The 26457-nt window shown below is 40.7% G+C and carries 28 protein-coding genes; 8 read left to right on the top strand and 20 right to left on the bottom strand.

The features are described 5' to 3' along the window. Positions 1–137: 137 nt before the first annotated feature. The 15 genes from AC1VS3_RS05165 to AC1VS3_RS05095 all read right to left on the bottom strand — a co-directional run bounded on the left by AC1VS3_RS05165 (position 138) and on the right by AC1VS3_RS05095 (position 12159). A complete protein-coding gene (locus AC1VS3_RS05165; protein WP_008687372.1) occupies positions 138–827 on the bottom strand; it encodes a lysophospholipid acyltransferase family protein in 690 nt (229 codons plus the stop codon). Further along, complete coding sequence (gene acpS, locus AC1VS3_RS05160; RefSeq protein ID WP_008687370.1) at positions 827–1177, bottom strand: holo-ACP synthase; 351 nt, start codon at positions 1175–1177, stop codon at positions 827–829. Before acpS ends, AC1VS3_RS05165 begins: the two co-directional genes overlap by 1 nt. Further along, positions 1174–1854 carry a biotin--[acetyl-CoA-carboxylase] ligase gene (locus AC1VS3_RS05155; RefSeq protein WP_017144700.1) on the bottom strand — a complete coding sequence of 227 codons (681 nt, stop codon included), beginning with the start codon at positions 1852–1854 and terminating at the stop codon, positions 1174–1176. Before AC1VS3_RS05155 ends, acpS begins: the two co-directional genes overlap by 4 nt. Continuing rightward, positions 1844–2272, bottom strand: a complete 429-nt coding sequence (fabZ, locus tag AC1VS3_RS05150) for a 3-hydroxyacyl-ACP dehydratase FabZ (protein WP_008687366.1) — start codon at positions 2270–2272, stop codon at positions 1844–1846. The genes AC1VS3_RS05155 and fabZ overlap by 11 nt, the downstream gene beginning before the upstream one ends. A gap of 2 nt (positions 2273–2274) precedes the next feature. Next, positions 2275–3513 (bottom strand): beta-ketoacyl-ACP synthase II, encoded by a 1239-nt coding sequence (fabF, locus tag AC1VS3_RS05145; protein ID WP_008687365.1) that lies wholly within the window; start codon positions 3511–3513, stop codon positions 2275–2277. Further along, positions 3514–4245, bottom strand: coding sequence for a 3-oxoacyl-[acyl-carrier-protein] reductase (gene fabG / locus AC1VS3_RS05140; protein ID WP_008687363.1), 732 nt, complete (start codon positions 4243–4245; stop codon positions 3514–3516). It lies immediately after the preceding gene. A gap of 4 nt (positions 4246–4249) precedes the next feature. Then, positions 4250–5176 carry an ACP S-malonyltransferase gene (gene fabD / locus AC1VS3_RS05135; RefSeq protein WP_008687361.1) on the bottom strand — a complete coding sequence of 309 codons (927 nt, stop codon included), beginning with the start codon at positions 5174–5176 and terminating at the stop codon, positions 4250–4252. An 84-nt stretch (positions 5177–5260) separates the two neighbouring features. After that, positions 5261–6328, bottom strand: a complete 1068-nt coding sequence (locus tag AC1VS3_RS05130) for an NAD(P)H-dependent flavin oxidoreductase (protein ID WP_008687359.1) — start codon at positions 6326–6328, stop codon at positions 5261–5263. After that, positions 6318–7271: a nitronate monooxygenase gene (locus AC1VS3_RS05125; protein ID WP_008687357.1), complete on the bottom strand. Its 954-nt coding sequence runs from the start codon at positions 7269–7271 to the stop codon at positions 6318–6320. Before AC1VS3_RS05125 ends, AC1VS3_RS05130 begins: the two co-directional genes overlap by 11 nt. A gap of 48 nt (positions 7272–7319) precedes the next feature. Next, positions 7320–8294, bottom strand: a complete 975-nt coding sequence (locus tag AC1VS3_RS05120) for a beta-ketoacyl-ACP synthase III (protein WP_008687355.1) — start codon at positions 8292–8294, stop codon at positions 7320–7322. Further along, positions 8281–9216: an acetyl-CoA carboxylase carboxyltransferase subunit alpha gene (locus AC1VS3_RS05115; protein ID WP_008687353.1), complete on the bottom strand. Its 936-nt coding sequence runs from the start codon at positions 9214–9216 to the stop codon at positions 8281–8283. The genes AC1VS3_RS05120 and AC1VS3_RS05115 overlap by 14 nt, the downstream gene beginning before the upstream one ends. Further along, positions 9207–10082, bottom strand: a complete 876-nt coding sequence (accD, locus tag AC1VS3_RS05110; RefSeq protein ID WP_008687351.1) for an acetyl-CoA carboxylase, carboxyltransferase subunit beta — start codon at positions 10080–10082, stop codon at positions 9207–9209. The genes AC1VS3_RS05115 and accD overlap by 10 nt, the downstream gene beginning before the upstream one ends. Beyond that, positions 10066–11433: an acetyl-CoA carboxylase biotin carboxylase subunit gene (gene accC / locus AC1VS3_RS05105; protein WP_008687349.1), complete on the bottom strand. Its 1368-nt coding sequence runs from the start codon at positions 11431–11433 to the stop codon at positions 10066–10068. Before accC ends, accD begins: the two co-directional genes overlap by 17 nt. Continuing rightward, on the bottom strand, positions 11430–11879 hold the full coding sequence (accB, locus tag AC1VS3_RS05100) for an acetyl-CoA carboxylase biotin carboxyl carrier protein (protein WP_008687347.1): 450 nt from the start codon (positions 11877–11879) through the stop codon (positions 11430–11432). The genes accC and accB overlap by 4 nt, the downstream gene beginning before the upstream one ends. A 55-nt stretch (positions 11880–11934) precedes the next feature. Further along, positions 11935–12159: an acyl carrier protein gene (locus AC1VS3_RS05095; RefSeq protein ID WP_008687345.1), complete on the bottom strand. Its 225-nt coding sequence runs from the start codon at positions 12157–12159 to the stop codon at positions 11935–11937. Between the two features lie 561 nt (positions 12160–12720). Here AC1VS3_RS05095 and AC1VS3_RS05090 point away from each other — a divergent pair. The 5 genes from AC1VS3_RS05090 (at position 12721) to AC1VS3_RS05070 (ending at position 15762) form a co-directional block, all read left to right on the top strand. Continuing rightward, on the top strand, positions 12721–13278 hold the full coding sequence (locus tag AC1VS3_RS05090) for a biotin transporter BioY (RefSeq protein WP_008687344.1): 558 nt from the start codon (positions 12721–12723) through the stop codon (positions 13276–13278). A 115-nt stretch (positions 13279–13393) separates the two neighbouring features. Continuing rightward, positions 13394–14638: a GTPase HflX gene (gene hflX, locus AC1VS3_RS05085; protein WP_008687342.1), complete on the top strand. Its 1245-nt coding sequence runs from the start codon at positions 13394–13396 to the stop codon at positions 14636–14638. Positions 14639–14804: 166 nt separating this feature from the next. Continuing rightward, complete coding sequence (locus AC1VS3_RS05080; RefSeq protein WP_008687340.1) at positions 14805–15119, top strand: DUF6442 family protein; 315 nt, start codon at positions 14805–14807, stop codon at positions 15117–15119. A 62-nt stretch (positions 15120–15181) separates the two neighbouring features. Next, positions 15182–15502, top strand: a complete 321-nt coding sequence (locus AC1VS3_RS05075; protein ID WP_008687338.1) for a DUF6442 family protein — start codon at positions 15182–15184, stop codon at positions 15500–15502. A gap of 50 nt (positions 15503–15552) precedes the next feature. Next, on the top strand, positions 15553–15762 hold the full coding sequence (locus AC1VS3_RS05070; RefSeq protein ID WP_008687337.1) for a helix-turn-helix transcriptional regulator: 210 nt from the start codon (positions 15553–15555) through the stop codon (positions 15760–15762). 165 nt (positions 15763–15927) lie between these two features. Here the strand turns inward: AC1VS3_RS05070 and AC1VS3_RS05065 are convergent, their stop codons facing one another. Next, entirely contained in the window at positions 15928–16620 is a 693-nt protein-coding gene (locus AC1VS3_RS05065) for an ATP-binding protein (protein WP_008687336.1), read from the bottom strand. A gap of 88 nt (positions 16621–16708) precedes the next feature. On the opposite strand from AC1VS3_RS05065, the gene AC1VS3_RS05060 reads away from it, so the two are divergent. Beyond that, positions 16709–17365, top strand: coding sequence for a Crp/Fnr family transcriptional regulator (locus AC1VS3_RS05060; protein ID WP_008687334.1), 657 nt, complete (start codon positions 16709–16711; stop codon positions 17363–17365). A 154-nt stretch (positions 17366–17519) separates the two neighbouring features. On the opposite strand, the gene AC1VS3_RS05055 is transcribed toward AC1VS3_RS05060, so the two are convergent. Continuing rightward, the gene (locus tag AC1VS3_RS05055; protein WP_008687333.1) at positions 17520–19052 is read right to left on the bottom strand and encodes a bifunctional ADP-dependent NAD(P)H-hydrate dehydratase/NAD(P)H-hydrate epimerase; all 1533 of its coding nucleotides are present in this window, start codon (positions 19050–19052) and stop codon (positions 17520–17522) included. A 207-nt stretch (positions 19053–19259) separates the two neighbouring features. Here AC1VS3_RS05055 and coaBC point away from each other — a divergent pair, with 207 nt between their 5' ends. Together coaBC and AC1VS3_RS05045 are read left to right on the top strand one after the other, a co-directional pair. Next, the gene (gene coaBC / locus AC1VS3_RS05050) at positions 19260–20468 is read left to right on the top strand and encodes a bifunctional phosphopantothenoylcysteine decarboxylase/phosphopantothenate--cysteine ligase CoaBC (RefSeq protein WP_008687332.1); all 1209 of its coding nucleotides are present in this window, start codon (positions 19260–19262) and stop codon (positions 20466–20468) included. Next, entirely contained in the window at positions 20462–21259 is a 798-nt protein-coding gene (locus tag AC1VS3_RS05045; protein WP_008687331.1) for a type III pantothenate kinase, read from the top strand. The genes coaBC and AC1VS3_RS05045 overlap by 7 nt, the downstream gene beginning before the upstream one ends. Before the next feature lie 43 nt (positions 21260–21302). Here the strand turns inward: AC1VS3_RS05045 and AC1VS3_RS05040 are convergent, their stop codons facing one another. From AC1VS3_RS05040 to AC1VS3_RS05030, 3 genes are all read right to left on the bottom strand, one after another. Beyond that, positions 21303–22595, bottom strand: a complete 1293-nt coding sequence (locus AC1VS3_RS05040) for an HAD hydrolase family protein (protein ID WP_008687330.1) — start codon at positions 22593–22595, stop codon at positions 21303–21305. Positions 22596–22657: 62 nt separating this feature from the next. After that, entirely contained in the window at positions 22658–23611 is a 954-nt protein-coding gene (locus tag AC1VS3_RS05035; RefSeq protein WP_008687329.1) for a type I phosphomannose isomerase catalytic subunit, read from the bottom strand. Between the two features lie 225 nt (positions 23612–23836). After that, entirely contained in the window at positions 23837–26434 is a 2598-nt protein-coding gene (locus AC1VS3_RS05030; RefSeq protein ID WP_008687327.1) for a cation-translocating P-type ATPase, read from the bottom strand. Positions 26435–26457: the final 23 nt, after the last annotated feature.

Here is a 26457-nt window from a genome sequence, read left to right as displayed (position 1 = left end):
GGGTTCGTCGATAACTACGCCCCGAGGGATTTTCACCCTAGATATGTGGCATGCCTGCCACACAACAAAAAAGATGGTCTATCCCATCTTCATCACTTTGTTATTCTAGTTTATCATTCTGTTTTGCATAAGCTTTGTTAACATGTAGCCTCCTGTAAGGCTTCTTGCATTTCTTCTTGCAATATCGTACAAAGTCCTTCTGCTTTTTCCTTGCGATATTCTTCATAGCTTCTTGCTTTTAAAAACTTAACCTGAAATGTTGCCCCATGTAATAAGACATGCTTAAAGTCATAAGAGTTTACCAATACCATAGGAATAATGGTGGCTTTTGCCATGAAGGCTGGTTGTAAAGAACCGGCTTGTAGCTCTAGCAGTTTGCCATCTCTTGCACGCGTGCCTTCCGGAAAGATCAGCAGATTACGACCGCTTTTTAATTGTCTGGCACTTTCTCTTAACATGTGGATAGCACTGGCACGATCTTCACGATCAAAATAGATTAATTCCAATGTCTTTGCCCAATTTGCCACATAAGGGAGCTTTTCATTTTCTTTTTTTGATATGAATGTAAAAGGTGTTGTAATGATTGACATCTGTAACAGCATGTCGAATGCACTTTGATGATTTGATACAAACAGCAAGGGTCCTTCTTGAGGTATGGCCCCCTGTGCATCAATACAAACACGGCAATGGAATGCTTTGATGATCCGTTTTGACCACTTTTTCATATGGGCATAGCGTTCTTCAAAGGGCTTCTTACGCACCAGAAAGGCATCTAACCAAGATGCAGGTACCAGATATAGCATACGTAAACAACCTAATATAAACATCAATCATCAATCTCCTTAGACTCCACGATGGCATAGGCAATCGCATACGCCTTTTCATGGGCGATGGAAACTTGTATAGCATATTCTTCCATCGTACAATAAGGCGCACCATCGTCATCACTTAAAATTTCAATATCACAAAGTGTGCAGGCATGTATTGCGTGAATTGCTTTATAGATAGCTTCTTTAGCGGCAAAGCGCCCGGCAACCCACTCTGCCTTACGTAAGAAAGGCATATCTTCACAGCATGCCTGTTCTTTGGGTGTTAAAATACGTTTTACATGATCCTTTTGTAAAGCCACTTCAATACGTTTGATTTCTACTATGTCACAACCAATCCCTAAGATCATAAGTTACGCTCCTTATAGATATTTGACAAGGAGATTTCTTCACTGCACAAAATACGTGTAGTCTGTGCAGTGCAGATGCGTAAACCGCCCTCACTTGTTACTTCCTTTACCTCCCATAATACATCATCCAACCATATTTTTCTACCTTTTAATACATGATAGTTCTGGTAGGTTTGCAAAAGGGTTTCTAAAGGAAGCTGTCTGCATCTTTCACACTGGGTTAAAACAGCCTGCAGCAGTTCTTCTTTATCTACAGCAACATAGCCTGCTTTATCTGCCAGCTCGCCTTTTTTTTGTGTAACATTGATACCAATGCCAACGATCATGGCGGCTTTTTGACTGCCTTCATACACTGTTTCAATTAAGATACCACAAACTTTTTTACCATTTAGTAAGATATCGTTAGGCCATTTGATCATTGCTTGCATGCCAAAGCTTTCCAACGCCTTGACAAGTGCTAAAGGAAAAATGATAGGGTAAGGAAAAGCTTGTTTATAAAGAATAGAAAAGGTCAGATCTTCATTGCTTTCCCATGTTCGCTCAAAACGTCCTCTTCCTTTTGTCTGCTGTTTGGCAAGGATGACACTGCCATCCATTTGCGATGCATAGTTGCGTTTCAGCCAATCATTCGTACTGTCCAGCTTATCAAAACGCTGTAACTGATAATCATGCTTCATCGAGGGCAAACATCAGTTCTCCACTGACTGCAACTTCATCATCAACGGTTGCCACAGCATTCACAAAGACGATTCCCATGCGCTCTTTCGTGACTTCACAAGTCAAGGTCAGCTTGTCCCCGGGAATAACCTGACGTTTAAAGCGTGCTTTGTTGATACCGGCAAATAAACCAATTTTTCCTTTATTCTCTTCCTTGCTTAACAACATCACCGCCACGGTTTGTGCTAAAGCCTCCAGCATCAGTACCCCGGGCATAATGTGCTTCTGGGGAAAGTGTCCTAGAAATTGCATCTCATTTGCGCTGATGCATTTACTTCCTACAACTTTATTTCCCTCAATGCTCTCAATGCGATCCACCAGTAGAAAAGGATAACGGTGGGGAATGATCTTTTGGATATCGTTGCTATTGTATAACATATTTATTCCTCCCACTTTCGAATGATAATGCTGGCATTATGACCGCCAAATCCTAAGGAATTAGACATTGCCACATGCACAGGTGTATGCAGGCCTTCATTGACCACCAGATTCAAGTCACAAGCTTCATCCTTATGCTGGTAATTAATCGTTGCCGGCACAAAGTCGTTTTGTACTGCCAATGTGGAAATAATAGCTTCTAAAGCACCGCTGGCACCTAATAAATGACCGCTCATTGATTTGGTGCTGGATACATATGGCTTCATAGCATCCTTACCAAAAGCTTTCTTTACTGCCAGTGTTTCACTGGAATCATTCAGCGGTGTACTAGTACCATGGGCATTGATATAATCAACATCTTGCATTTGCAAAGCGGCATCTTTTACTGCCATCTGCATAGCTTTTGCGGCACTGCTGCCATCGGCCAATGGAGCCGTGATATGATTGGCATCACAAGTACTTCCATATCCTACGATTTCACCATAGATGTTTGCTTTACGGGCAAGGGCGTGTTCCAATTCTTCTAAAATCAGCACACCGGCACCTTCTCCCATTACAAAGCCTTTACGCTGCGCATCAAATGGAATGCTGGCACGCATTGGATCTTCCCCCTCGTGTAAGGCACGCATAGAGGCAAAGCCTGCCATGGCAACCGGTGTAATACTCGCTTCACTTCCTCCGGCTGCGATGATATCTTCATAGCCATCACGAATACGATGGAAGGCTTCTCCGATAGCATTGGTACTCGCTGCACAAGCTGTTACCACACTGGAAACATTCCCTTTCGCTCCCAGATCAATTGCTACACTTCCCGGTGCCAGATTAATCAATGCCATTGGGATAAAATAAGGAGAAACGCGACTAGGTCCGCGATCTTTCAAAGTTGTGCTTGCACCTTCAATCGTTGCAATACCACCAATACCACTTCCTAGGATTACCCCAAAGGCATCGGCCTTGATCGTATCTTCAGACAAACCGCTGTCAGCATATGCCTGTTTCGCGGCGATACGCGCAAACTGGGTAAAACGATCATTAAACTTCAATTCACGTTTTGTGAAATATTGTTCCATATCTAAATCTTTGACTTCACCTGCAAGTTTCGCACGAAACTCACTTGTATCAAAATGGGTAACCTTTCCAATGCCACAACGGCCTTCCTGCAAAGCATCCCATACTTCTTCTACGTTATTTCCAATTGGGCTTACAACACCCATTCCGGTTATGACAACTCTTCTTTTCATTTACATCACCATCCCGCCATCAACTGCGATGACTTGTCCTGTTATATAATCACTATCTTCACTGCATAAAAACTTCACGACGTTGGCAACATCCTGCACACTGCCGAATTTTTTCATCGGTATATTGTTTTTGGCATTCGCCTGTACGTCTTCACTTAATGTATCGGTCATCGCTGTCTGGATAAACCCAGGGGCTACAGCATTGACATTGATGCCTCTAGGTGCCAGCTCTTTTGCTACCGCTTTGGTCATCGCAATAACACCGCCTTTACTAGCCGCATAATTGACCTGACCGATATTGCCGCATAAACCGACAACACTTGCCATATTGACGATCTTGCCATGACGCTGTTTCATCATGATCCTTGCCACATGGCGGATACAGTTATACGTTCCTTTTAGATTAATGCGAATGACATCATCAAATTCTTCTTCACGCATTCTTAATAATAAATTATCTTTCGTGATGCCGGCATTATTCACAACGACATCCAGATGTCCATATTCTTTCACGATGGTATCCATCATTTCCTTAACATCCTGTTCATTGGCAACATCACATTGCATCATCTTATGTTTGCCGCTTGGATCAAGCTTGGCTAAGACTGCTTTTGCGCCTGCTTCACTGTTGGCATAATTGATGATGACATCGTATTCCTTTGATAAGGTGATAGCGATAGCTTCTCCGATACCGCGGGAAGCACCGCTGATAAATGCTGTTTTTCTTTCCATATGACTATCCTTTCAATGCATTAAGGCATTCCTTCAAGCTTGCCTCATCTTCGACATGCAAGATTTTTACGTCATGCCCTTTGCAACATTTTTTCACAAAACCACTGACAGCTTTTCCCGGACCAACTTCAATAAAGGTATCTACACCATCTTCCAGCATATGTTCAATCGTCTGCGTAAAATAGACAGAATGTGCAATTTGTTTACTTAAGATTGTGTTCAGATCGGTCTTCTCTGGTTTTCCCGATATATTGTGATACACTGGAATGGATGGCTGTTTAATATTGTATTGTGCTAAGACCTTACGCAACTCTTTAGCCGCATCTAGTAATAAGGAAGAATGAAACGCCCCGCTGACCTGTAAAGGAATCACGCGTCTTGCTCCCAATTCTAAGCATCGCTTACTTGCTGCTTCAACGGCAGCTTTATGCCCGGTGATTACGATTTGTCCCGGACAATTATAATTGGCAATTTCACATACGCCCAACGCCTTAACTTCTTCACAAGCCTGTAAGATTTTCGCTTCTTCTAACATCAGAATAGCCGCCATACTGCTGATTCCTGAAGGCAGTGCATTGGCCATGATCTTGCCTCGCTGAGCAACGATCTTCGTACCATCTTCAATTGAGAAAGCATTCGCATAACATAAGGCACTGTATTCTCCCAATGATAAGCCAGCGCACACATCTGCTTCAACGCCAAAAGAACGTAGCAGCGTTGCACAAGCCATGCTGTGTAAGAAGATTGCAGGCTGAGCATATTGTGTATCATCCAAAGTTTCCTTTGGACCTTCAAAACAAAGTTGTTTCACATCGAAATCTAAAGTACTGCTGTCAAAGATGGCTCTGACGATAGCGTAGTTGTCATATAAATCTTTTCCCATGCCGGGATGCTGAGCACCCTGACCAGAGAATAAAAAGGCTGTTTTCATGAATGTCCTCCTTACGTATATGATGGCATGCATCTGCTTAGAATGCAGATGATACGCTCATAACTCATTCGTATATAAATGAACCTAAATAAAAGCTGCTTTTAGTTCATCCATCAATTGTTTTACTGTGACGATTTCCGTAATACGCCACGCATTGGCTCCTGCAAATACTAAGCCCTGTTCTACCTCACCATGTACGGCATGAATCAATGCCTCACTGATACAATATGGCGTTGTTGCCGGTTTACATGGCAACATACAGCCAATACAATGGGATGGCGCTATACGCTTTTCTTTTACCTGACGCATAAAATCCGTCATCACCGCTCTTCCCGGTAATCCAGCAGGACTTTTCACCAGTTCGATATCTTCCTTTTGGGCTTGCACAATCACTTCTTTAAAAGCAGGCGATGCATCACATTCCTGTGTGGCGATAAAACGCGTGCCCATTTGTACACCGGCAGCTCCTAAATCACAAAAGTGGCGGATATCTTGCGCATCATAAATGCCCCCTGCTACAAAAATCGGTACCTGTCGCTGATAGCGTTCTTCAAATTCAGGAAGAAGGGCTTTTACATCGGCTAAGATTTTTTCTAAAGGCTCTGCCTTATTTGTGATAAGATCTTCTTTCTTAAAGCCCAAATGACCTCCTGCTAAAGAACCTTCAATGACGATAAAATCAGGCAGGCGATGATGATGGCGATCCCAGGTCTTCAAAATCAGCTTTGCCGCTCTGCCACTGGATACGATTGGTGCTAGTAAAATATCCGCATCCTTAACAATGGCTGGCAAATGCATTGGCAGTCCTGCTCCGGAAATAATGGCATCCGCTTGAGCATCAACGGCAGCTTTCACATAAAACTCATAATCTTTACTTGCCACCATGATATTTACACCACATAAGCCCTTTCCCTGTGCCCATTCTTTTGCCTTTGCAATTTCTTCATGCATGGCTTGAATATTACAGATCATGCTGTTTTCCCAGAAATCCGGTTTACGATATCCCGGGTGTGCTGCACTGATAACCCCCATGCCGTCTTCCTTCATCACAGCACCGGCTAAGGAAGATAGTGAAATACCAACTCCCATACCACCTTGTATCACAGGTACTTCTAAGCTTTTTCCATTATGGAAAAGAATCCTATTCTGCATAAATTAATCCCTTTACTTTTTCGTTTAATGTAATGATTTCTTCCTGACTTTCCTGGATCAAGGAAGCGAAAATGTCTTTGAGTGGACGAATTTCCTTACACATACCGGCAACCTGTCCCATCATGACAGAACCATGCTTCACATCACCATCAAATACGGCTTTTCGCAAACCGCCTAAGGTCAGTTTTTCCAATTCTTCCTTTGGCGCATTTTCATGTTCCAGCTTCAGATATTGGATCGCCATCTGGTTTTTCAAGATACGTACCGGTGCCCCCGCATTACGCCCGGTCACGACACTATCCAGATCCTTTGCCCGCAGCACCGCTTTTTTATAATTTTCATGAATTGGACATTCTTCACTCACCAATAAACAGGTACCTACCTGTACGCCGACTGCCCCTAAGCTTAGCGCTGCATTCAATTGTTTCCCACTGGCAATACCACCAGCTGCAATTACTGGAATAGATACAGCATTTACGACCTGTGGTACTAATGACATTGTCGTGGTTTCACCAACATGACCACCACTTTCGCCACCTTCTGCGATCAGTCCATCAACACCGCTTTTTGCTAAACGGCGTGCTAAAGCCACACTGGCAACAACAGGAAAGACTTTACAGCCACTTGCTTTTAATCCTTCGATATAAGGTCCGGGATTTCCCGCACCGGTTGTCACAACAGCAACCTTTTCTTCAATGATCACCTGCATGATTGCCTCCGTATGCGGATTCATCAGCATTACATTGACCCCAAAGGGTTGCTTTGTCAATTGTTTGCATTTCTTGATAGCAGCTCTTGTCTGCACCTCATCCATCGCACCGGTGGCAATGATGCCTAAACCACCGCAATTGGATACCGCAGCCGCAAATTCTGCTGTCGCGATATTGGCCATCGCTCCTTGAAAGATCGGATAGCGAATACCTAAGAGTTCATTGATTAACATGATTGTTCTCCTTTTGTTCCTGATACATCGTATCATTGCGAACCTTTTCTATAACTCAATATAAGCTCCGGCCCAAGTAAAACCTGCACCAAAGCCACTTAATACTAATTTCATCCCTTCATTTAACAGACCTTTTTCCTTCATTTCCCCAAGGGCTAAAGGAATGCTGGCTGCAGATGTATTCCCATACTCCGCAATATTCATATAAACATGAGCCATATCAATATGACAGCGACGACACACATTCGCAATAATACGCGAATTGGCCTGATGAGGAATGATCCAATCGATTTCCTCCATCTTAACACCAGCCTGTTGCAATACAGCTTCCATGCTTTCTTGCATGGCCTTTACGGCAAAGCGAAAGGTTTCACTGCCATTCATGCGGACAAGGGATGGTGTATATATCTGTTTTTCAAATAATTTACGAGGAAGTGGAGCATCACTGTGAATAATGCCTTGCTCATCCCCCATGCTGCGCGCATAGTGAAACATTCGACAAGCGGTATCTTCCTGCTTTAAGACCATGGCTCCTGCCCCATCCGCAAAGATAATACAAGTAGCGCGATCTTCCCAATCCAATTGTTTACTGATAACCTCTGCACCAATGATCAAAGCACATTTTGCCTGATTCATCGCTAATAAGCTGTGTGCCGTCTGTAAGGCATAGAGAAAGCCAGAACATGCTGCATTAATATCAAACGCCATGACCGCCTGCTCCTTCATCCCAAGTTTGGATTGAATCAGACAAGCAGTGCTTGGTGTCGTTTTATCCGGCGTAAAGGTCGCCGTAATAATCAGATCAATCTCTTTCGGATCTATTTGCGCATCCTGCAAGGCCATTTTCGCGGCTCTCACACCTAAATCACTCGTATTTTCATCCTCTGAAATATAGCGGCTTTCAATACCTGTACGTGTCTGTATCCATTCATGATTTGTATCAACATAAGTTGATAGCTCATCATTGGTTACCTTCCGTTTGGCTTTGGCATAGCCAAGCCCTTTTACTTTACATCCCTTCATAGGATTGTCCCATCCTTCTGAATTTCTCATATCGTTCACTTAACAGTGTTTTTTCTTTCTTTTTCATTAAACGCTCCAACTGTTTCAGCAATTCTTCATCCAATTGGGCAATAACATAATCTAAATCATGATGAGCACCGCCCAAAGGTTCTTTGATGATCGTATCGATTACACCCTTACGTTTTAAATCCTGTGCTCGTAATTCCATAACTTTGGCTGCTTCTGCTGCCCGCTTTTCATCTTTCCACAAAATGCTGGCAAACCCTTCCGGAGATAGTACCGAATAAATCGCGTGTTCCAACATCATGATCTGATCCGCAACACTGAAAGCCAAAGCACCACCACTGCCTCCTTCACTTAAGACAACGGCAATAACGGGAGTTTTCAGATCGGCAAATACTTGCAGACATTGCGCAATAGCTTCTGCCTGTCCGCGTTCTTCCGCTCCTTTTCCCGGATAAGCACCACTGGTATCCACCAGCGTAATGATCGGGCGATGAAATTTTTCGGCCTGTTTTGCCAGACGCAAGGCCTTACGATACCCTTCCGGCTGCAGCATTCCAAAATTACGCTTCATATTTTCTTCCAGCGTTTTTCCCTTGCTTTGTGCCAAGACCGTTACCGGAATCCCATGAAAACTTGCCAAGCCCCCTTGACAGGCACCATCATCTCCATAGAAACGATCGCCATGCAATTCCATAAAATCATCAAACAGCCTGGCGATATAATCACTCGCTTTGGGCCGTTTGGGATGTCTAGCCAGATATACACTATCCCAGGCATCCATATGTGTATACGCCGTTTGGCGTATTTCTTCTATTTGTTTTACAATCGCCTCTTTTTGCAAGATATCCTCGCTTTCTAAGGATGCTAAAGAGGCTTCTAAAGAGGCAATCTTTGCCTCACTTTCTCTTAATCCCATGAAACTCTCCTTTCATGAAGACGCAGCAGTTGGATCAACACATTGCGTGAATCTTTGCGTTCCACGATACGGTCAATAAAACCTTTTTCCAACACAAATTCAGCCGTTTGGAAATCAGCTGGCAGCTCTTCATTAACAGTCGAGGCAATGACCCGCTTTCCAGCAAATCCAATCAGACATTTCGGTTCTGCCAAAATAATATCTCCCAGCATCGCAAAGCTGGCAGATACACCTCCGGTGGTAGGATGCGTCAGATAGCTGATGTACAATAACCCTGCCTCATGATGTTTAGCAAGCGCTGCACTTGTCTTTGCCATTTGCACAAGAGATAAAATACCTTCTTGCATACGCGCTCCTCCACTTGTACAAAAAATGATAAGTGGCAGTTTTTTCTTCGTCGCATATTCGATACACCGGGTAATCTTTTCTCCGACGATCTGCCCCATGCTGCCCATAAAGAAATTGCTGTCCATAATAGCTAGTGCGCATTTGATACCACCTAATTTTGCCGTACCGGTAACCACTGCTTCATATAAACCAGTCTTTTTTTGTAAACGCTCCAACTTTTCCTCATACCCAGGGAATGTTCTTCCCTCAAGTAACGTCATACGTTTATCCATTTCCACAAAGCTACCCTCATCGACGATCTGCCGTATGCGTTCATGCGCAGTTAGTTTTAAATGTGCTCCACAATGCGGACAAACATATAAATTATGCATTAGATCCTCAAATGGAATGCTTTCTTTGCATTCGCTGCAACTGCGAAAAAGATTCTCAGGAACATCAATCGGCTGTTTCTGATCACTGCTGCGACGGCTTTTGAATAAATCCAAGCGCATCTTGCGTGTTTTAAATAATTGTTCCATCCTCTTTCAGCTCCTTTATGAATGTTTCCATAAAACCGGTATCATACTTGCCGCTGACAAATGTCGGATGATGCAGCAACAGATACTGAAATTCAATATTGGTTTCGACTCCTTCAATGATCAATTCTTCCAAGGCAATGCGCATACGTTTGATACATTCTAAACGAGTTGGCGCAAAGGTAATGATCTTGGCAATCATGGAATCATAAAACGGAGGAATTTGATAACCGTTGTAGACGGCACTTTCCACACGTACATTGCGTCCTTGGGGAAAGTTGATAAATTTGATAGTTCCAGGACTAGGCGCAAAATTCATTTTAATATTTTCCGCATTGATGCGGCATTCGATGGCATGTCCAAGACAAGGAATATCCTCTTGTTTGATATGCAGTTTTTGATGCTCGGCAATGCGAATTTGCATTTTGATAAGATCAATTCCCGTGATTTCCTCGGAGATGGTATGTTCCACCTGAATACGGGTATTCATTTCCATAAAATAATACTGCCCACGTGCATCTAATAAAAACTCTATCGTTCCTACACTATCATAGCCAACTGCTTTGCAGGCATTGACAGCGTCCTGTAATAAATGATTTCGTGTGTTCGCATCCAGTGTATGACATTGTGCTTCTTCCAATAGCTTTTGATTGCGCCGCTGGCAAGAACAGTCACGTTCATACAAATGCAAAACATTGCCAAAATGATCACCCATCAGCTGTACTTCAACATGTTTGGGCTCAACGATGAATTTTTCCATATACACCGCATCATCCCCAAAGCAGACCTTTGCCTCAGCTCTTGCCGTTTCATAGGCATCCATGACCTCTTCTGCACAATCGGCTCTGCGCATACCACGACCACCGCCACCATTCGCTGCCTTGATCAATACCGGATAACCGATGGATTCTGCCATAGCTAACGCATCTTCCCTGGTTTTCAAGATATCCTTACTGCCGGGAATCACTGGTACACCGGCCTTTATCATTACTTGACGGGCATGATTTTTATCTCCCATCTTATCAATGATATCCGGACTAGGACCGATAAAGATTAGACCACATTGCTGAACCAAACGGGCAAACTTGGCATTTTCACTCAAAAAACCAAAGCCGGGATGAATGGCATCACAGCCCGTCATGCATGCTGCACTTAAGATATTTTTCATATTTAAATAGCTGTCAGCGCTTTTTGCTTTCCCGATACAGACAGCATAATCTGCCAGCTGCACATGCAATGCTTCTTTATCCGCTGTTGAATACACCGCAACCGTTTCAATGTTCATCTCTTTACATGTACGAATAATGCGAACAGCAATTTCGCCACGGTTGGCAATTAATATTCTGCGAATCATGCGGCCTCTCCAATACGAATCAGCTCTTGATCAAATTCCACCATAGACTCATTCGTAACTAAGATTTCCGCAATGACACCATCGATTGGCGAATGAATTTCATTCATTACTTTCATCGCCTCAATAATACAAAGAACATCGCCTTTTTTCACCTTCTGACCGATTTCCACAAATGGCGTACTGCCAGCTGCGCGACTGCTGTAAAATGTTCCAACAATCGGTGCTTTCACCCAATAACCTGCCTTTTTTTCTTCTTGTACAGCTGTTTGCACAGGTGCTTCCTTAGGCTGTGGAGCTAAGGGAAGCGTCGTAGTTGGCGCATAGGTTACTTCTTTTCCTGTCGGCTTTTCCATTTTTATTTTCATATCATCTGCTTCAAGTTCCATTTTTGCTAATTGGGAATCTTCAAAGATCTTGATGATTTCTTTTATCGTTTCTGTGTTCATGCTTTACCTCCCATGAATAGATTTTAAAAAAGCCAAGTCATCTTGGCTTTGCGTTTTATTGCTTGCTTTCCAGTAATTTAACGATATCAGCAACACTTACCAATTTCGCAAGCTCTTCATCCTCAATGCGGACATCAAATTCTGTTTCCAGCTCTAAGGAAAGCTCTACTGCTGCTAAAGAATCAATACCTAAATCATCTTTCAGGTTTGCTTCCATAGTAATCATATCTTCATCGACGTTAATTGCTTCTACTAATACTTCTTTTACTTTTTCAAACATATTTTGTTCCTCCTGGTTACTCTGTAACTGCTAAAAGATTAACACTCCTAGTTTTAATTGTCAATAGTTTTAGTATTAAAAACTAGATAACATTTCAACTAGGAGATTAATAGTGTTTTTGTTGTCGAGGTGAATTCCAATATTTTGAAATTCAAACGTATTTTAATACTTTGATATTCAAAAGTAAATAGTTTGATGGTCAAATTTTAATTTTCACATAGTTTCACATAATTTGTAATGCTATCTTTTTCTCTCATTTCCCTTGAAAATAGGCTGTTTTTAACACCTAGGTTCGCAGAAATCGTCTTCCTTTTTCCTCATGTAGCCTAATGGCACCACCAGTAAGCGTACGATGATTCATAATATTTCATATCATTTTTCAACGAACCATCTTCAAGTTTTCTTTTTCTTTTACACTTTCATTTTCCCTTTCCCAAATAAAAAATATGTAATATCTTCTCTCTTTCATATAGTTTATGAAATTATCAATAAAGTAAAAAAAAGTTTGACAATCAAAATAAGTCGCAGTATACTCTCTTTCGTGAACAGGAGGATTTACAAATGAAAACAAAACAATTAACACTATGTGCCTTTTTTACGATCTTATATATACTGGGTTCTCGTATTACAATTCCCACTGGAATCATACCGTTGACCCTTCAAACGATGATGGTGATTATCGCCGGTATTCTCTTACGTCCAAAAGAAATTTTAGCCTCTTATGGTGTTTACTTTCTGATGGGATTTGTTGGATTACCTGTTTTTGCCAGCGGTGGTGGTCTCAGTTATGTCTTACAGCCATCTTTTGGTTTCCTATTATCTTTCCCTTTTGCGGCTTGTCTGATTTCAGCTCTTCGTCATAAATATGAGCTTACACATTTTTATCAGCTATATCCACTTTGCTTATGTGCGTTATGCTTTATTTATCTGATAGGTTGTGGCTATATGTATCTGATTTTTAACTATTATATGGGAAGTGCTAAAGATATTTCCAGTATCATTGCCATTGGAGCTGCACCTTTTGTTATCAGTGATTCCATTAGCATGGCCGTTGGTTGTTTCTGTGCCATTCGCTTATCCATGGTATCTTCCATTAAACGTATTCTAATCTGTGAATAAGACTGTTTTTGAATGATCAAAACCTTTCTAATAGAACAAAATATCTTATTTTAGAAAATTATCATTCGAATAATTCCTTCCTTCATAGTACAATATAGAGTATTGGAGGACGTATATGGAAGATATTATCGTTGTATTTGCAGATATTGATACACCGCAAGAAGAAAATGAGGAATTCATCGAGCTTATCAAAGCTTGTGATATGAACATCGTAACATGTTTTAAACAGCCGCTAAAGGCTATCAACTTTCGTACCTTTATCGGTAAAGGAAAATGTTTAGAAATTCAAACGTATCTGACCTCAACAAAAGTAGATACTATCATCTTTAATCAGGAGCTATCTCCTTTACAGATACGAAATCTTGAGGAAATATTTCAGATTCCGGTACTGGATCGTACCGATTTGATTCTTGCTATCTTTGAAAAACGTGCAGTGACTCCGGTTGCTCGTTTGCAGATAGAAAGTGCCCAATTAAAAAAACTCTTACCACGTTTGATTGGGGCAAATACCCAATTAGGCAGACAAAGTGCCAGTGGTAAGAATAAAGGTGCCGGAGAGAAGCAATTGGAGCTCGATCGCAGACGCATCAAAGCCCGCATTCATGAGGTGGATCGAGAGTTAAAAAAAGTAGAAGCGCAGCGTCATACCCAACGAAGAGCAAGACAGCGTTCCCGCTTACCCTTAGTAGCCTTAGTCGGCTACACCAATGCCGGTAAATCGACGATCATGAATCAACTCTTGCGCTGCAGTGCACATAAAGAAGAAAAACAGGTTGTTGAAAAAGATATGCTATTTGCGACATTGGATACATCCATTCGCTGTATTGCACAGCCACATGGACATAGCTTTCTTTTAAGTGATACCGTTGGTTTTGTCAATCGGCTGCCACATGAATTAATTGAAGCCTTTCACTCTACTTTAGAAGAAGTAAAATACGCCGATATGCTCTTGCAGGTTGTAGATGCCAGTGATGAAGAAAAAGCAAAGCATATGGCTGTTACCATGGAAACCTTACGGGAAATCGGCGCTGGAGATCTTCCTATGCTAACAGTTTTTAATAAATGTGATAAAACAGAGTATCCTTATCCTCATAGCAAAGGACATGAGCTCTATATCAGCGCCAAGGCAAAAAATAATATGGATGCTTTATTATCGGCCTTAAACAAACAGCTTTTCGCCCAAGAACACCATGTAAAATTACAGCTTCCTTATGAACAAACCGCTATTTATGCAGCCTTGATGAAACAAGCCTGTATCCTAGAGCGTGAAGATCAAGAGGAAGGCATGTATTTGGATGCCTTGTTGAATGAAGAATTGTATCAAAAGTATCAACAATACATCATACAGCTTTATGCCTAAGCCGCTAAAATGCGGCTTTTTATGTTTTATGACAAAGTACTATTTCATTAACATAACGCGATGACACTTGTATATTGCCAAGAAAACTTTGCAATAATCATTGACAATAAAACTTGGCATGATATACTATATTTACCAAGTAAACTTGGCAAATGGAGGAACACTTATGAATAAAGATGAAATTTTAATGAAGAGTAGGCAGGAATATCAAAAAGAAGATGAACGTGAAATTTATATCACTACCCAAGGCTTCATGTATGGTGCTGTTGGAATGGCAATTGTTTTCTTTATCCTTGTCTTTCTCAAGCTATTTCTTAAAGGGCAACGTATTGATGACATATTAGCTATGTATGCAGCTTTTCTATTTGCCCATTATGTATATAAATATCGTATGGATAAAGTGCATAAAAATATCTATCCTATGCTATGCTGGGGCATATGTGCTATACTGAATTTAATCGTCTTTATATGGAAAGGATAAACAATCTCCTATTAGACAAGATATTTTCAAAAATGGATAAATAGGAAAGCAGTGGAAAAATAATGGAAAAAGAAGAAATACTTGCCAAAAGCCGCATAGAGCAGCAAGGTAAGGATGAAAGAGAGCTTTATATTTTACGTAACGCAAGTAACATTGCTGTTTATACTGGTTTTGTAGCTTGCTTTATAATTAGTATCCTAGAACTTTTGTTTATGGGAAGTTTAAGTTTTAGCAACTGGGCCGTATATTGTGCTATGATGGCAGGCTTGTTTTATGTAAAATACGCGGCTTTGCATCTATGCCATGAAGGTATCGTTTTCTTTGTTTATAGCGTGCTGACACTTCTTTTCACAGCCATTTATGTCTATAGAATCATTCTATGATCCATCTTAATAAGAATGGTATTTAAGCATCGTATAGAAAGGATGACAATATGAAAGAACAGCTGATATTAAGAAATCATATAAAAGATGTACGTAGTGAAAAGAAGCTATCACAAAGTCAATTGGCGGAACTGGTGGGTGTTTCACGCAATACGATCAGCTCCATTGAAACCGGTCAGTTTAATCCCACAGCGAAACTGGCTTTGATCTTATGTATCGCATTAGATAAAAAATTTGAAGAGCTTTTCTATTTTGAATAAACCTATTTTCAAATTCATAATAACGAAAAAGATTCTATCCGCGTATCCATCACTGATTTGCTCTAGAATCTTTTCTTTTATCTATGTATTACTTATGTTTTTCATACTGTGTCTGATAGTTCTTTTGCCATAAGATGCATACTTTTGCTATGCTGGTATGCTTTATTACAGTAATTGTCCTTCACTTGTAATAATCATCACATCACATGGCACGATCTTCCCACTATTTGCGATTGCCTTAGTGACTGCATGCTCTAACCCTTTACAACAAGGCACCTGCATACGAACAACACTAATTTTACGGATATCATTGCGTTTGATGATTTCCGTTAATTTCTCGCTATAATCTACCACATCTAATTTAGGACAACCAATCAAGGTGGTTTTTCCACGCATAAACCTATTATGGAAGTCACCATAAGCATATGCCGTACAATCAGCCGCAATCAATAATTCTGCTCCATCATAATATGGTGCTTGCAATGGTACTAGCTGTATCTGTAACGGCCATTGACGAAGCTGTGAAGAAGGTCCGCTAAGCTCTGTTGATGGTTTGGGTTGAGATAGTTGTATAGAAGCACTTCCTGGACAAGCACAAGTACCCTGTGCTTGCTGTTTGCGTTTTGCCATATGTTCTTTTACAGCCACTTCATCATAGGCTGCCGCTTCTCGTTCCACAAAATGAATGGCATCTTGCGGACATACCGGCAAACAATCACCCAAACCATCACAATAATCATCACGCAATAATTTTGCCTTTCCATTCACCATGCCGATGGCACCCTCATGACATGCTTGAGCACATAACCCACAGCCATCACAACGTTCTTCCTCTATCTGTATAATTTTTCGCAACATACGAAATTCCTCCTTTATTGACATCACAATGGCAGTATACTACAATACAAATAGAAAGTATGTTGTTAAAACAACAAAAGGTGAAAACATGAAGGTTTCTTTCCTATTAGAAACAGCATTGTTTCAAGGCATTGCTCCACAAGAATTAGAAACATTGCTGCCACGTCTTCGCATGCATAAAGAGCAATTCTCAAAAGGAGCAATCATTTACCATGCCGGTGAAAGGATACGCGAACTGGGAATTGTTGTATCTGGCCGTATCCAAATAGAAACCTATGATTTATGGGGCAATCGCAGTGTCTTAGATAGTATTGGTCCAAAAACCATTTTTGCGGAAACTTATGCCTGTCTGCCAGATGAAGTAATGTTGGTAACCGTGAGTGCCAGTGAAGATAGTGAGGTTTATTTTCTGGATGCCCACGCTATGATCAAGGCTGCTTCTACTCACCCTGCTTTAATTCAAAATCTGTTAACATTGACAGCACAAAAAAATCTTAATCTATCGCGTAGAATTTTCCATACCTCTGCTAAAACAATACGAGCGCGCTTACAATCCTATCTATCCTTTGAGGCAACTCGACAACACAGCAATGATTTTTATCTTCCTTTTAACCGCCAACAGCTGGCTGATTATTTAAGCGTTGATCGCAGTGCTTTATCAAATGAATTATCAAAGATGCAAAAGGAAGGCTACTTACGCATCCATAAAAACCATGTGATATTTCCTAAAACTAAAACACGTTAAAAGTATACACTTGGTTACCTTGTACAAATCCTTGCATAGTTTACATAAAAAAAGACGGTTATGGCAATAAGAGCGCATCGTTGCTCATATCCCATTTCCGCTTTTTTATATTGCTAAGATCGCTGTTTTATGCTGACTGCAGAAATTTGCGATGTTATTCTTCTTCTCGTAAGATCTGATAGGTTTCTGACAAAGAAGCAATTAAATCATTTGGCAATATACTGTTTGCGTCTTCATCCTGAAGTAATAAATCAGCAGTTAAGGCATGTACATAGACAGCACAGGCAGCACTTGTTAAAGCATCTTTGCTTTGTCCAAACAGACCGGCTAAGATACCACACAATACATCACCACTGCCCCCTTTTGCTAAAGCATGATTACCGGCAAGATTCAAATACATCTGCTGGCTATTGGCAATGATTGTATGTGCATCCTTTAAAGCAACCGTCGAAAAAGGATATTTACGTAAAAATTCCTTTAATACGGCGATAGGATCCTGTTGAATATCTTTGATACTATGTCCACTGAGATAGCTCATTTCTTTTACATGTGGTGTTAAGATTGTCGGATATGGACGTTGCAAAGCCGCGGTAATCTTCCCTGTTTCATATAAAGCATCGCCATCTAAAATACATGGGCGATCACTTTCTAACACGGTTCTTACAAGCTCTTTGCCTGCTTCATTGCGTCCCATGCCATTTCCTATGATGATCATATCATATTGCGATAGAATGCGTTTTAAGGCAGTAATAGCATCATGGGCAAAGAAACCATCTTCACTGGCTGCCCCAATGATCATACTTTCTTCCAATTTACTGGCCAATAATAAGGTAATACAATCCGGTACAAATAAAGTAAGTGTTCCAATTCCACTGCGCAAAGCAGCTTTTGCCGCCATGGTGACTGCACCATGCATCTCCTTGCTGCCACCAATCATTAACGCTTTTCCATAAGTACCCTTATGCGAATGAGAAGAACGCTGCGGCAATAACGTTTTTACAAGATCGTCTTCTAAGACAAGCAGTCCCTCTGCCATTTGCTCGATGGCTTTCGGCATCTGAATAGATAAAGGAATGATCTTTCCACTATAGGCACTGCCCGGATATAAAATTTGCCCCAATTTATAGCTTTCAAACGTCAAGGTGATATCTGCTTGTATTGCACATCCCATAATTTGTCCGCTATTTCCATGAATACCACTGGCGATATCGATACTGATAACCATTTTATCAGCCAAGTTAATCTGAAGAATCAAGCGATCATAAAAACCTGATATCGTTCTTGATAAGCCTGTTCCAAATAAAGCATCTACAATAATATCCGCATCCTGTATGAGTTGTTCGATATCCTTTCGTTCCTCACTATGTGAGCATGGAATCTGATAACTATTTGCTACCTTAGCAAAAACGGCCTCATCCAAAGACATATGCCCATAATCCACACAACAATGTAATTGTACATGCGTATAACCTTCCTGTACCAATAAACGCGCTAACGCAAAACCATCGCCGCCATTATTTCCTGGACCACAAACGATCAAAACATGTTTGCTTTTTTCTATATGTGCTAAAAAGTAGCCACATACCGCCATCGCCGCATGTTCCATTAAGACGGTTGATGGAATTCCATAAGTGTGAATTGCTGTCTCATCCATCTTTCGCATTGTCTCTACGGTAACTGCCTTCATAGTACCACTTCCTTTACTTATATTATAACGGATTCCGCTATGAAACGCTTTCTTTTCTTACGAAAAACATAATCTTTTCCCTGAAATCAGTGCTTGTGAATTTTTTCTCATTTTTCATTTAGTAATTCTTGTGGTGTTTTCCGGTTTGCGTTATAATGATTAAGACTTAAATGAAAATAAATAGTTACATCCTGAAGAGGTGCGTTTATGAAAAAAACGATTGTATTGGGGGTCACTGGCGGCATTGCGGCATTTAAGGCAGCCCAGTTGACAAGCAATTTCATTAAAAAGGGGTATGATGTAGAAGTCATCATGACAAAGAATGCAACAGAATTTATTACCCCTCTCACTTTTGAATCTCTGACAAAACACAATGTGATGGTGTCTACGTTTGAAAAAGTAGCCGATCGCAGTGTCAAACATATTTCCATCGCACAGCGTGCAGATATCTTTGTAATCGTTCCGGCGACGGCAAATGTCATTGCGAAGATAGCACATGGCATTGCCGATGATATGCTGACGACAACCTTTCTGGCTGCCAGCTGTAAGAAGGTCATCTGCCCGGCAATGAATACCGGTATGTATGAAAATCCTATCACCCAGAAAAACTTAGACCTATGTCGTTCTTATGGCTATGAAATCTTTGAACCAGCGAGCGGTTTTCTGGCATGCGGTGATATCGGTAAAGGAAAATTAGAAGATATTACCATCATTGAAGAACGTGTAGAACAGCTATTGATGGAAGAACAATTACTAACAGGAAAACATGTTTTAGTTACGGCTGGTCCAACGCAGGAAGCTTTGGATCCGGTACGCTATTTAACCAATCATTCCACTGGCAAAATGGGCTATGAAATAGCTCGTGCCGCAAAAGATATGGGAGCAGAGGTCACCTTGATCAGCGGTCCTACTTCCTTAGCTGTTCCTGCAGGTGTGAAACGTATTTCCATCACCTCAGCTGCCGAGATGTTTCAAGCGGTCAAGCAGGAATATGAAACGCAGGACTTCATCATTAAAGCTGCTGCTGTCGGAGATTATCGTCCCGAAGCCATCGCACAGGATAAAATAAAAAAAGCTGGGGATGTCTTGGAAGTTCGTTTCGTAAAAAACGAAGATATCCTTGCTTATGTAGGCGAGCATAAAAAAGCTCATCAAGTGCTATGCGGCTTTGCCATGGAAACACAAAACCTCATCGAAAATGCGACCATCAAGCTGAAAAAGAAGAACTGTGATATGATCGTTGCGAACAATCTTCGTGTGGAAGGTGCCGGTTTTGCCGGTGATACAAATGTCGCAACACTGATTCATCAAGATCATATGGAAACATTAGATAAAATGAGCAAGTATGAATTAGGGAAAAAGATCCTGCAGATTCTTTTAGAAAAACAAAAACAGAAAGGACAAGCCTCATGTTAATTGTTATTGATATCGGTAATACGAATATTACTATTGGAATTTATAAAGATGATAAATTGATTGGCAATTATCGTCTGACTACCAAAATGAAACGTACCAGTGATGAATATGGATTTATGATCTTAAACTTCCTCTCTGCTTCCAAAGCCAGTGCCGATGATATCAAGGATGTTATCATTTCCAGCGTCGTACCTAAGATCATGCATTCTTTCTTGAATGGTATTCGTAAGTATATGCATAAAGAACCGATCGTTGTTGGTCCTGGCATCCGTACCGGCATTTCGGTCAAGGCAGAAAACCCTAAAGCGGTTGGCGCTGATCGTATCGTTGATGCAGCCGGTGCTTATTATGAATATGGAGGGCCTTGTCTAGTCGTCGACTTTGGCACGGCTACAACCTATGATTATGTCGATGCAAATGGCAATTTTGAATTTGGTGTCATTGCTTTAGGCATTGAAACAAGCGCACAGGCGATGTGGACACAGGCTGCTAAGCTTCCAGAAATTGAAATTAAAAAACCGAAGACGATCTTAAACAAAACTACTACCACCAGCATGCAGGCCGGTTTGGTTTATGGTTATATCGGACAAAGTGAGTATATCATCAAACAGTTTAAAAAAGAGCTGGGTGTGGATATGAAGGTCATTGCGACAGGTGGTTTAGGAAAGATTATCTATAAAAATACGGATGAAATTGATATTTATGACCGTGATCTGACGTTTAAAGGCTTAAAGCATATTTATGAGAAGTATACCAATGAAAAGAAACGTTTAGAAACAAAAGTAGGTTGAGATGTGCAATTCTCAACCTTTTTTATGTCCTATTTTAATGAATTTAATGTCGTTTACGATAACATTTTTCGACCATTCGGATAGCTCCATCTTCTTTCTTTTTATCAACTTCGACATAATGAACAGCTGTATTTGATTTTACAAAGCGCTTATCAGACATCTGTAAAAGACGAGAATCTTCTTCAGAAATAACATATAGTGTAGTAAAAGCTTTTTTCAGCATTACTTCACTGATTATACGATCTTTACATGCTGTTGCACTATATATTTCCAAAATGGCATATGCATGATGTTCTTCATCATTCTTATAAATCATGCGAATGGAAGGATCTTGCAAGGCAAGCAGCTGCTCATAGAGAAGTGACAGCTTTTCCTTTTTTTCCATTACCAATATCATCAAGGCATTTTTCATATCTTTCACATCCTGACAGATGTAGTTTTTATAAGGCGTCTTTCGCATACGATGATAATACTCTTCTTCTACGGCATGATGCAGATCTTGGTAATAGACATGTAAGATCTGATGGATTACCGTATGAATAAAACAATTGATCTTTGCGTCTTGAAAGATGGTCAACAGACGTTTCATGCTTGCCTCATTTATGTACTGGCAATGTTGATACTCTTGTTTTTTTATATCGTAACAACAGGCACCATTCATAGCAATTAACGGTAACTGCAAGGGAATATCCTTGAGTTCTGATAAAACATCCACCGGACTTTGCTCACTCATGATAGCAATATTGGCATGTCGTTCCAGCAACTGTTTCATTTTTACTTTGGTATATGCGCTGAGTTGTCCTTCTTCATTATATAAACCATGTTCTAAACTAACAACAAATAAGCTGGTATCATGATGATGGTTAGGCAAATGCACACCGTTAATGAATAATGCAACGAAAATACCGATTAATGTATCAATCATACGATTTATGGCAAATAGATAAGGATTTACATCCATTGCATGGGATACGGTTATACTCATAAATACGACACAAGAAATATAAGAAGCACTTTTCATATTTAACAATACGCTTAGATAGATGACAACGATAATCGTTACAGAAATGATGATATATTGAATCAGCATATAGTCCTGAGAAATAAAGCTTTGTTCAAATAATAATACCGCCATGCCGATAAAACCGCCTAAAAAAGTTCCTTTGATACGGTTAAAAGCGACACGTTTACTATTTGTAACATCTTGTTGAATGCATAATACCGCAGCGATACAGGAATAAAACACGATGCCTTCCTGCCCACGCAGCAAATAAATGACAAAGCATAAAAACACCGCAAGACTGGATTTTAAGATACGTCTTCCAATTCTTGGCATCCAATCCCTCCAATCTTCCTTATTATAAGCAGTTTGCTAGTAATTGTAAAGAAAAACGAGGCCTATGCCTCATCCTTCTCATTGCGATAACTTGCTAAAAACAAATCCATCACTCCTTTGAATTCTAACATGCCCATACCATGAGGCACTAGCATGGTTTCTCCTTGACGTATAGGTACGCCCTGAATGCTGCCTTCGCCTTTCACACAGGTATAAAAGGCGAAACGATCATGTTTAAAGCTTCCTTGTGCTTCCACTTGTAAGCGCAGCAGAGTATATAGACCGGGTTCATCCCAATAGCGTGTCACATGAATTCCTCTTTCATAGGCACTTGGATAGACGACAAATGTTGTGGAGGTGTCAGGTATATTCACATTATCATAAACCGCTTTTGGTTGGATATCACGTTTTTTCCCGGTTGCAGGATCAATGCGATCATAATCATATAAACGTAAGGTACAATCTGCATTGCGTGAAATATTGTAAGTCAAGACTCCTTTGCCAATGGCATGTAAGGTACCGCTTGGAATATCAATAAACCCATCCTTTACTGCCTTTAAGTATTTTAATAAATGCACAAAATCATTTGCTTCTGTCATTTGCATAAATTCTTCTTTGGTTTTCGCATGATGACCGAATTGGATTTCTCCATCTTCTGTAGTATCTAAGATGACCCAAGCCTCTGGTTTTCCACGGCCGCCATTATAGTGTTTCGCAAAAGCATCGTCAGGGTGAATCTGGACAGAAAGTTTATCCATAGGATCCAAGATGTTTACTCGAATCGGTAATTCAGCAGTTTCACATTGAAACCAATCCGGTTTTTGTTCATACAACTGAGATAAGGTCATCTGCAATTCTTCCACCATACAATCCGCGTGGTTCTTTAATGCGACAACATTGTACACCTCTCCAAGTGGCGCTATCGTTGTTTCGTAATGAAACTCCTCCCGTAAACGCTTGCCGCCTCCCCACATACGCGGCTCATAAAAGGGGGATATCTTCACAATCTTTTTCATACTATATCTCCTTACTTATCCATCGAATAAAGTTTTTTTACAAAAGTATCTTAGCATACTTTCTGTGCTTCCTCTAGCATGCACGTCAAATTACATTAATACCAAGCAACAAATATTGGCATTTGATTATTTCTATCATAAAAACACAAACGGGATACTTTCTTATCCTTTCACCCATTCTGTACATTATGAAAAAGATGCCCCTAAAAGAGCATCTTTCATACATTATAAATGATGAAACATTTTGTATGCCTGTATCAATATGGTTGGTGTGATGGCCAAACCTACGATTACCAAGAGCTGTTCCCATGATAAAGTAGTTACAGAGAATAAGCCATGCAATGCCGGTATCAATAAGATACAAGATAAGAATAGAACACCTATGATGAATGCTCCAATTGTATACAGGTTTGAAAAAAGACCGATACGATACAAGGAATGTTTGCTGCGACAGTTAAAGCCATGAAATAAACGAGCTAAACACAAGGTCGAAAATGCCATCGTCGTAGCAATCTCCCAACTGCTTTTTAATCCTATGAAATAAGCACTCATGGTTACCAAGGCAATCAATATACCTTGGATGCCTAATTGCTTCATAGTGGCTGGGGTTAAAATGCCTTCCTTAGGATTGCGTGGTTTCTCTTTTAAAATATCCTTAGTTGAATGTTCCATGCCGATGGCAATGGCTGGCAAGGAATCTGTTACAAGATTAATGAATAACAGATGCACTGGTAAAAAAGGTAGTGGTAATGCTAATAAAGAAGCCGCAAGTACACAGATGATGCCGGATAAATTCCCGCTTAATAAATAAATGATGCTGTTTTTAATATTGGCATAGATATTTCTTCCGGTAGCTACTGCTTTTACAATCGTCGCAAAGTTATCATCTGTTAAGATCATGCTGGCTGCATCTTTACTGACTTCCGTACCGGTAATACCCATGGCAATACCAATATCTGCTTGTTTTAACGCCGGTGCGTCATTTACGCCATCCCCTGTCATCGCTGCGATATGCCCCTTCTTTTGCCATGCATGAACGATACGTATCTTATGTTCCGGTGCCACACGTGCATAAACCTTGATGCTTTCTAAACGTTCCATAAGCTCTTCTTCACTCATAGCATTTAATTCATTGCCATCAATACATACATCGCCATCCTGGTAAATACCCAATGCTTTGGCAATACTACGGGCAGTCACCTTATGATCGCCTGTAATCATCACCGGTGTAATGCCTGCGCGAAGACAATGTTCCACAGCTGCTTTGCTTTCTTCACGCGGTGGATCCATTAACGATACCAGACCAAGGAAAATGAGTTCTTCCTCATCCGCTAACGTAATTTTAGTATAGCTATCCGGTAAGATTCGATAAGCAAAGCCTAAGACTCTTAGCCCTTGATCGGCAAATTGCATATTTCTTTGTAAGATTTCCTGACGCTCTTTCTCATCGATTTCATGAATCCCATCTGCCTTCATGATATGTGTCGTCTTTCGCAAGATTTCATCACAAGCACCTTTTAACAGCAATGTCTTTTTCCCATCAATAACATGTAAGGTAGACATCAGTTTTCGTTGGGAATCGAATGGATTCTCATCAATTCTTGGATATTTGCTTCTTGTTGTCAACTCATCAATATGGTGCAATTCTAATAGATCGACCAATGCCAATTCTGTAGGATCGCCAATGCGCTGGGAAGGCGTTGTCTGTGCATCACAGCATAAAGCAAAACCTAGCATCATCATGCGCTCCAATGGACGTCCTTCTTCCATATTGGCAGCGGCTAGTAAGGTATTGTTGCAATATACTTGTTGTGCAGTCATTTTATTTTGCGTCAGCGTACCGGTTTTATCGGAACAAATGACGGATACACAGCCTAAGCTTTCAACAGAATTGATATTTTTAATGATGGCATGTTCCTTTGCCATTTGGGATGTTCCCATCGCAAGCACGATCGTTACGATACTGGCAAGTGCCTCTGGAATTGCCGCAACTGCTAAAGCTACCGCAAACATCAAAGCATCTAAGATAGGATTTCCTTGCCATACATTTAAGCCAAAGACAATGATACAAATTGCGATGATTGCCATACTGAGCTTGCGGCTGAAATCATCCAATGTCAACTGCAATGGTGTCTTTCGCTCTTTTGTCGCATTCATCAACGTGGCAATTTTCCCGATTTCCGTTTGCATGCCAATGGCTGTGACAACGCATTTGGCTCGTCCATAGGTGACAAGACCGCTAGCAAACACCATGTTTTTTTGATCGCCCAATGCACATTCTCCATATAATGGCGCACTGCTTTTTTCCACACTTTCCACTTCACCGGTCAATGCACTCTCATTCACCTGCAATGAATAATTTTCAATGATTCTGGCATCTGCCCCAACAACATCGCCTGCCTCTAGCAACATGATATCGCCAACCGTTAATTCACTGCTTTTTACCTCCATCGTTTCACCATCACGCATAATGCGTGTATGAGGTGTAGAAAGCTGCTTTAATGCATCCAATGATTTTTGGGCTTTCACACTTTGATATGTTCCCAAAAATGCATTTAAGGTAATCACAGATAATATAACGATCGTACTTTCCACTTCTCCGCTAATCATCGAGATAATACCAGCCACAATCAAAATGATAACAAGCAGATCCTTAAATTGTGCTAAAAAAATCTGCCAGATTGGTTTTGCCTTAACTTCCTCTAATACATTTTTGCCATAGCGTTCCTGACGTTGCAAAACTTCTGTTTGGGATAAGCCAGCTTGCTTTGTTTCCAACAGCTGCAGAGTTTCTTCACATTCCATCTGATAAAACTGTTTCATCTAAAAAACCTCACTTTTCTTAT

The sequence above is a fragment of the Longicatena sp. genome, assembly GCF_982403165.1.
This window is presented reverse-complemented; position numbering and strand designations above follow the sequence as displayed.

Excerpts from the sequence above, each read along its gene's own strand:
- fabD (WP_008687361.1), bottom strand. The coding sequence starts at position 5,176 with ATGAAAACAGCCTTTTTATTCTCTGGTCAGGGTGCTCAGCATCCCGGC.
- AC1VS3_RS05045 (WP_008687331.1), top strand. The coding sequence starts at position 20,462 with ATGTTAATTGTTATTGATATCGGTAATACGAATATTACTATTGGAATT.
- acpS (WP_008687370.1), bottom strand. The coding sequence starts at position 1,177 with ATGATCTTAGGGATTGGTTGTGACATAGTAGAAATCAAACGTATTGAA.
- AC1VS3_RS05080 (WP_008687340.1), top strand. The coding sequence starts at position 14,805 with ATGAATAAAGATGAAATTTTAATGAAGAGTAGGCAGGAATATCAAAAA.
- AC1VS3_RS05095 (WP_008687345.1), bottom strand. The coding sequence starts at position 12,159 with ATGTTTGAAAAAGTAAAAGAAGTATTAGTAGAAGCAATTAACGTCGAT.
- AC1VS3_RS05130 (WP_008687359.1), bottom strand. The coding sequence starts at position 6,328 with ATGCAGAATAGGATTCTTTTCCATAATGGAAAAAGCTTAGAAGTACCT.
- AC1VS3_RS05165 (WP_008687372.1), bottom strand. The coding sequence starts at position 827 with ATGTTTATATTAGGTTGTTTACGTATGCTATATCTGGTACCTGCATCT.
- accB (WP_008687347.1), bottom strand. The coding sequence starts at position 11,879 with ATGAACACAGAAACGATAAAAGAAATCATCAAGATCTTTGAAGATTCC.
- AC1VS3_RS05090 (WP_008687344.1), top strand. The coding sequence starts at position 12,721 with ATGAAAACAAAACAATTAACACTATGTGCCTTTTTTACGATCTTATAT.
- AC1VS3_RS05040 (WP_008687330.1), bottom strand. The coding sequence starts at position 22,595 with ATGCCAAGAATTGGAAGACGTATCTTAAAATCCAGTCTTGCGGTGTTT.
- AC1VS3_RS05115 (WP_008687353.1), bottom strand. The coding sequence starts at position 9,216 with ATGGGATTAAGAGAAAGTGAGGCAAAGATTGCCTCTTTAGAAGCCTCT.
- AC1VS3_RS05155 (WP_017144700.1), bottom strand. The coding sequence starts at position 1,854 with ATGAAGCATGATTATCAGTTACAGCGTTTTGATAAGCTGGACAGTACG.
- AC1VS3_RS05125 (WP_008687357.1), bottom strand. The coding sequence starts at position 7,271 with ATGTTAATCAATGAACTCTTAGGTATTCGCTATCCGATCTTTCAAGGA.
- fabF (WP_008687365.1), bottom strand. The coding sequence starts at position 3,513 with ATGAAAAGAAGAGTTGTCATAACCGGAATGGGTGTTGTAAGCCCAATT.
- AC1VS3_RS05030 (WP_008687327.1), bottom strand. The coding sequence starts at position 26,434 with ATGAAACAGTTTTATCAGATGGAATGTGAAGAAACTCTGCAGCTGTTG.
- coaBC (WP_008687332.1), top strand. The coding sequence starts at position 19,260 with ATGAAAAAAACGATTGTATTGGGGGTCACTGGCGGCATTGCGGCATTT.
- AC1VS3_RS05075 (WP_008687338.1), top strand. The coding sequence starts at position 15,182 with ATGGAAAAAGAAGAAATACTTGCCAAAAGCCGCATAGAGCAGCAAGGT.
- AC1VS3_RS05065 (WP_008687336.1), bottom strand. The coding sequence starts at position 16,620 with ATGTTGCGAAAAATTATACAGATAGAGGAAGAACGTTGTGATGGCTGT.
- AC1VS3_RS05055 (WP_008687333.1), bottom strand. The coding sequence starts at position 19,052 with ATGAAGGCAGTTACCGTAGAGACAATGCGAAAGATGGATGAGACAGCA.
- AC1VS3_RS05070 (WP_008687337.1), top strand. The coding sequence starts at position 15,553 with ATGAAAGAACAGCTGATATTAAGAAATCATATAAAAGATGTACGTAGT.
- AC1VS3_RS05060 (WP_008687334.1), top strand. The coding sequence starts at position 16,709 with ATGAAGGTTTCTTTCCTATTAGAAACAGCATTGTTTCAAGGCATTGCT.
- accC (WP_008687349.1), bottom strand. The coding sequence starts at position 11,433 with ATGATTCGCAGAATATTAATTGCCAACCGTGGCGAAATTGCTGTTCGC.
- hflX (WP_008687342.1), top strand. The coding sequence starts at position 13,394 with ATGGAAGATATTATCGTTGTATTTGCAGATATTGATACACCGCAAGAA.
- AC1VS3_RS05035 (WP_008687329.1), bottom strand. The coding sequence starts at position 23,611 with ATGAAAAAGATTGTGAAGATATCCCCCTTTTATGAGCCGCGTATGTGG.
- AC1VS3_RS05120 (WP_008687355.1), bottom strand. The coding sequence starts at position 8,294 with ATGAAGGGATGTAAAGTAAAAGGGCTTGGCTATGCCAAAGCCAAACGG.
- accD (WP_008687351.1), bottom strand. The coding sequence starts at position 10,082 with ATGGAACAATTATTTAAAACACGCAAGATGCGCTTGGATTTATTCAAA.
- fabZ (WP_008687366.1), bottom strand. The coding sequence starts at position 2,272 with ATGTTATACAATAGCAACGATATCCAAAAGATCATTCCCCACCGTTAT.
- fabG (WP_008687363.1), bottom strand. The coding sequence starts at position 4,245 with ATGGAAAGAAAAACAGCATTTATCAGCGGTGCTTCCCGCGGTATCGGA.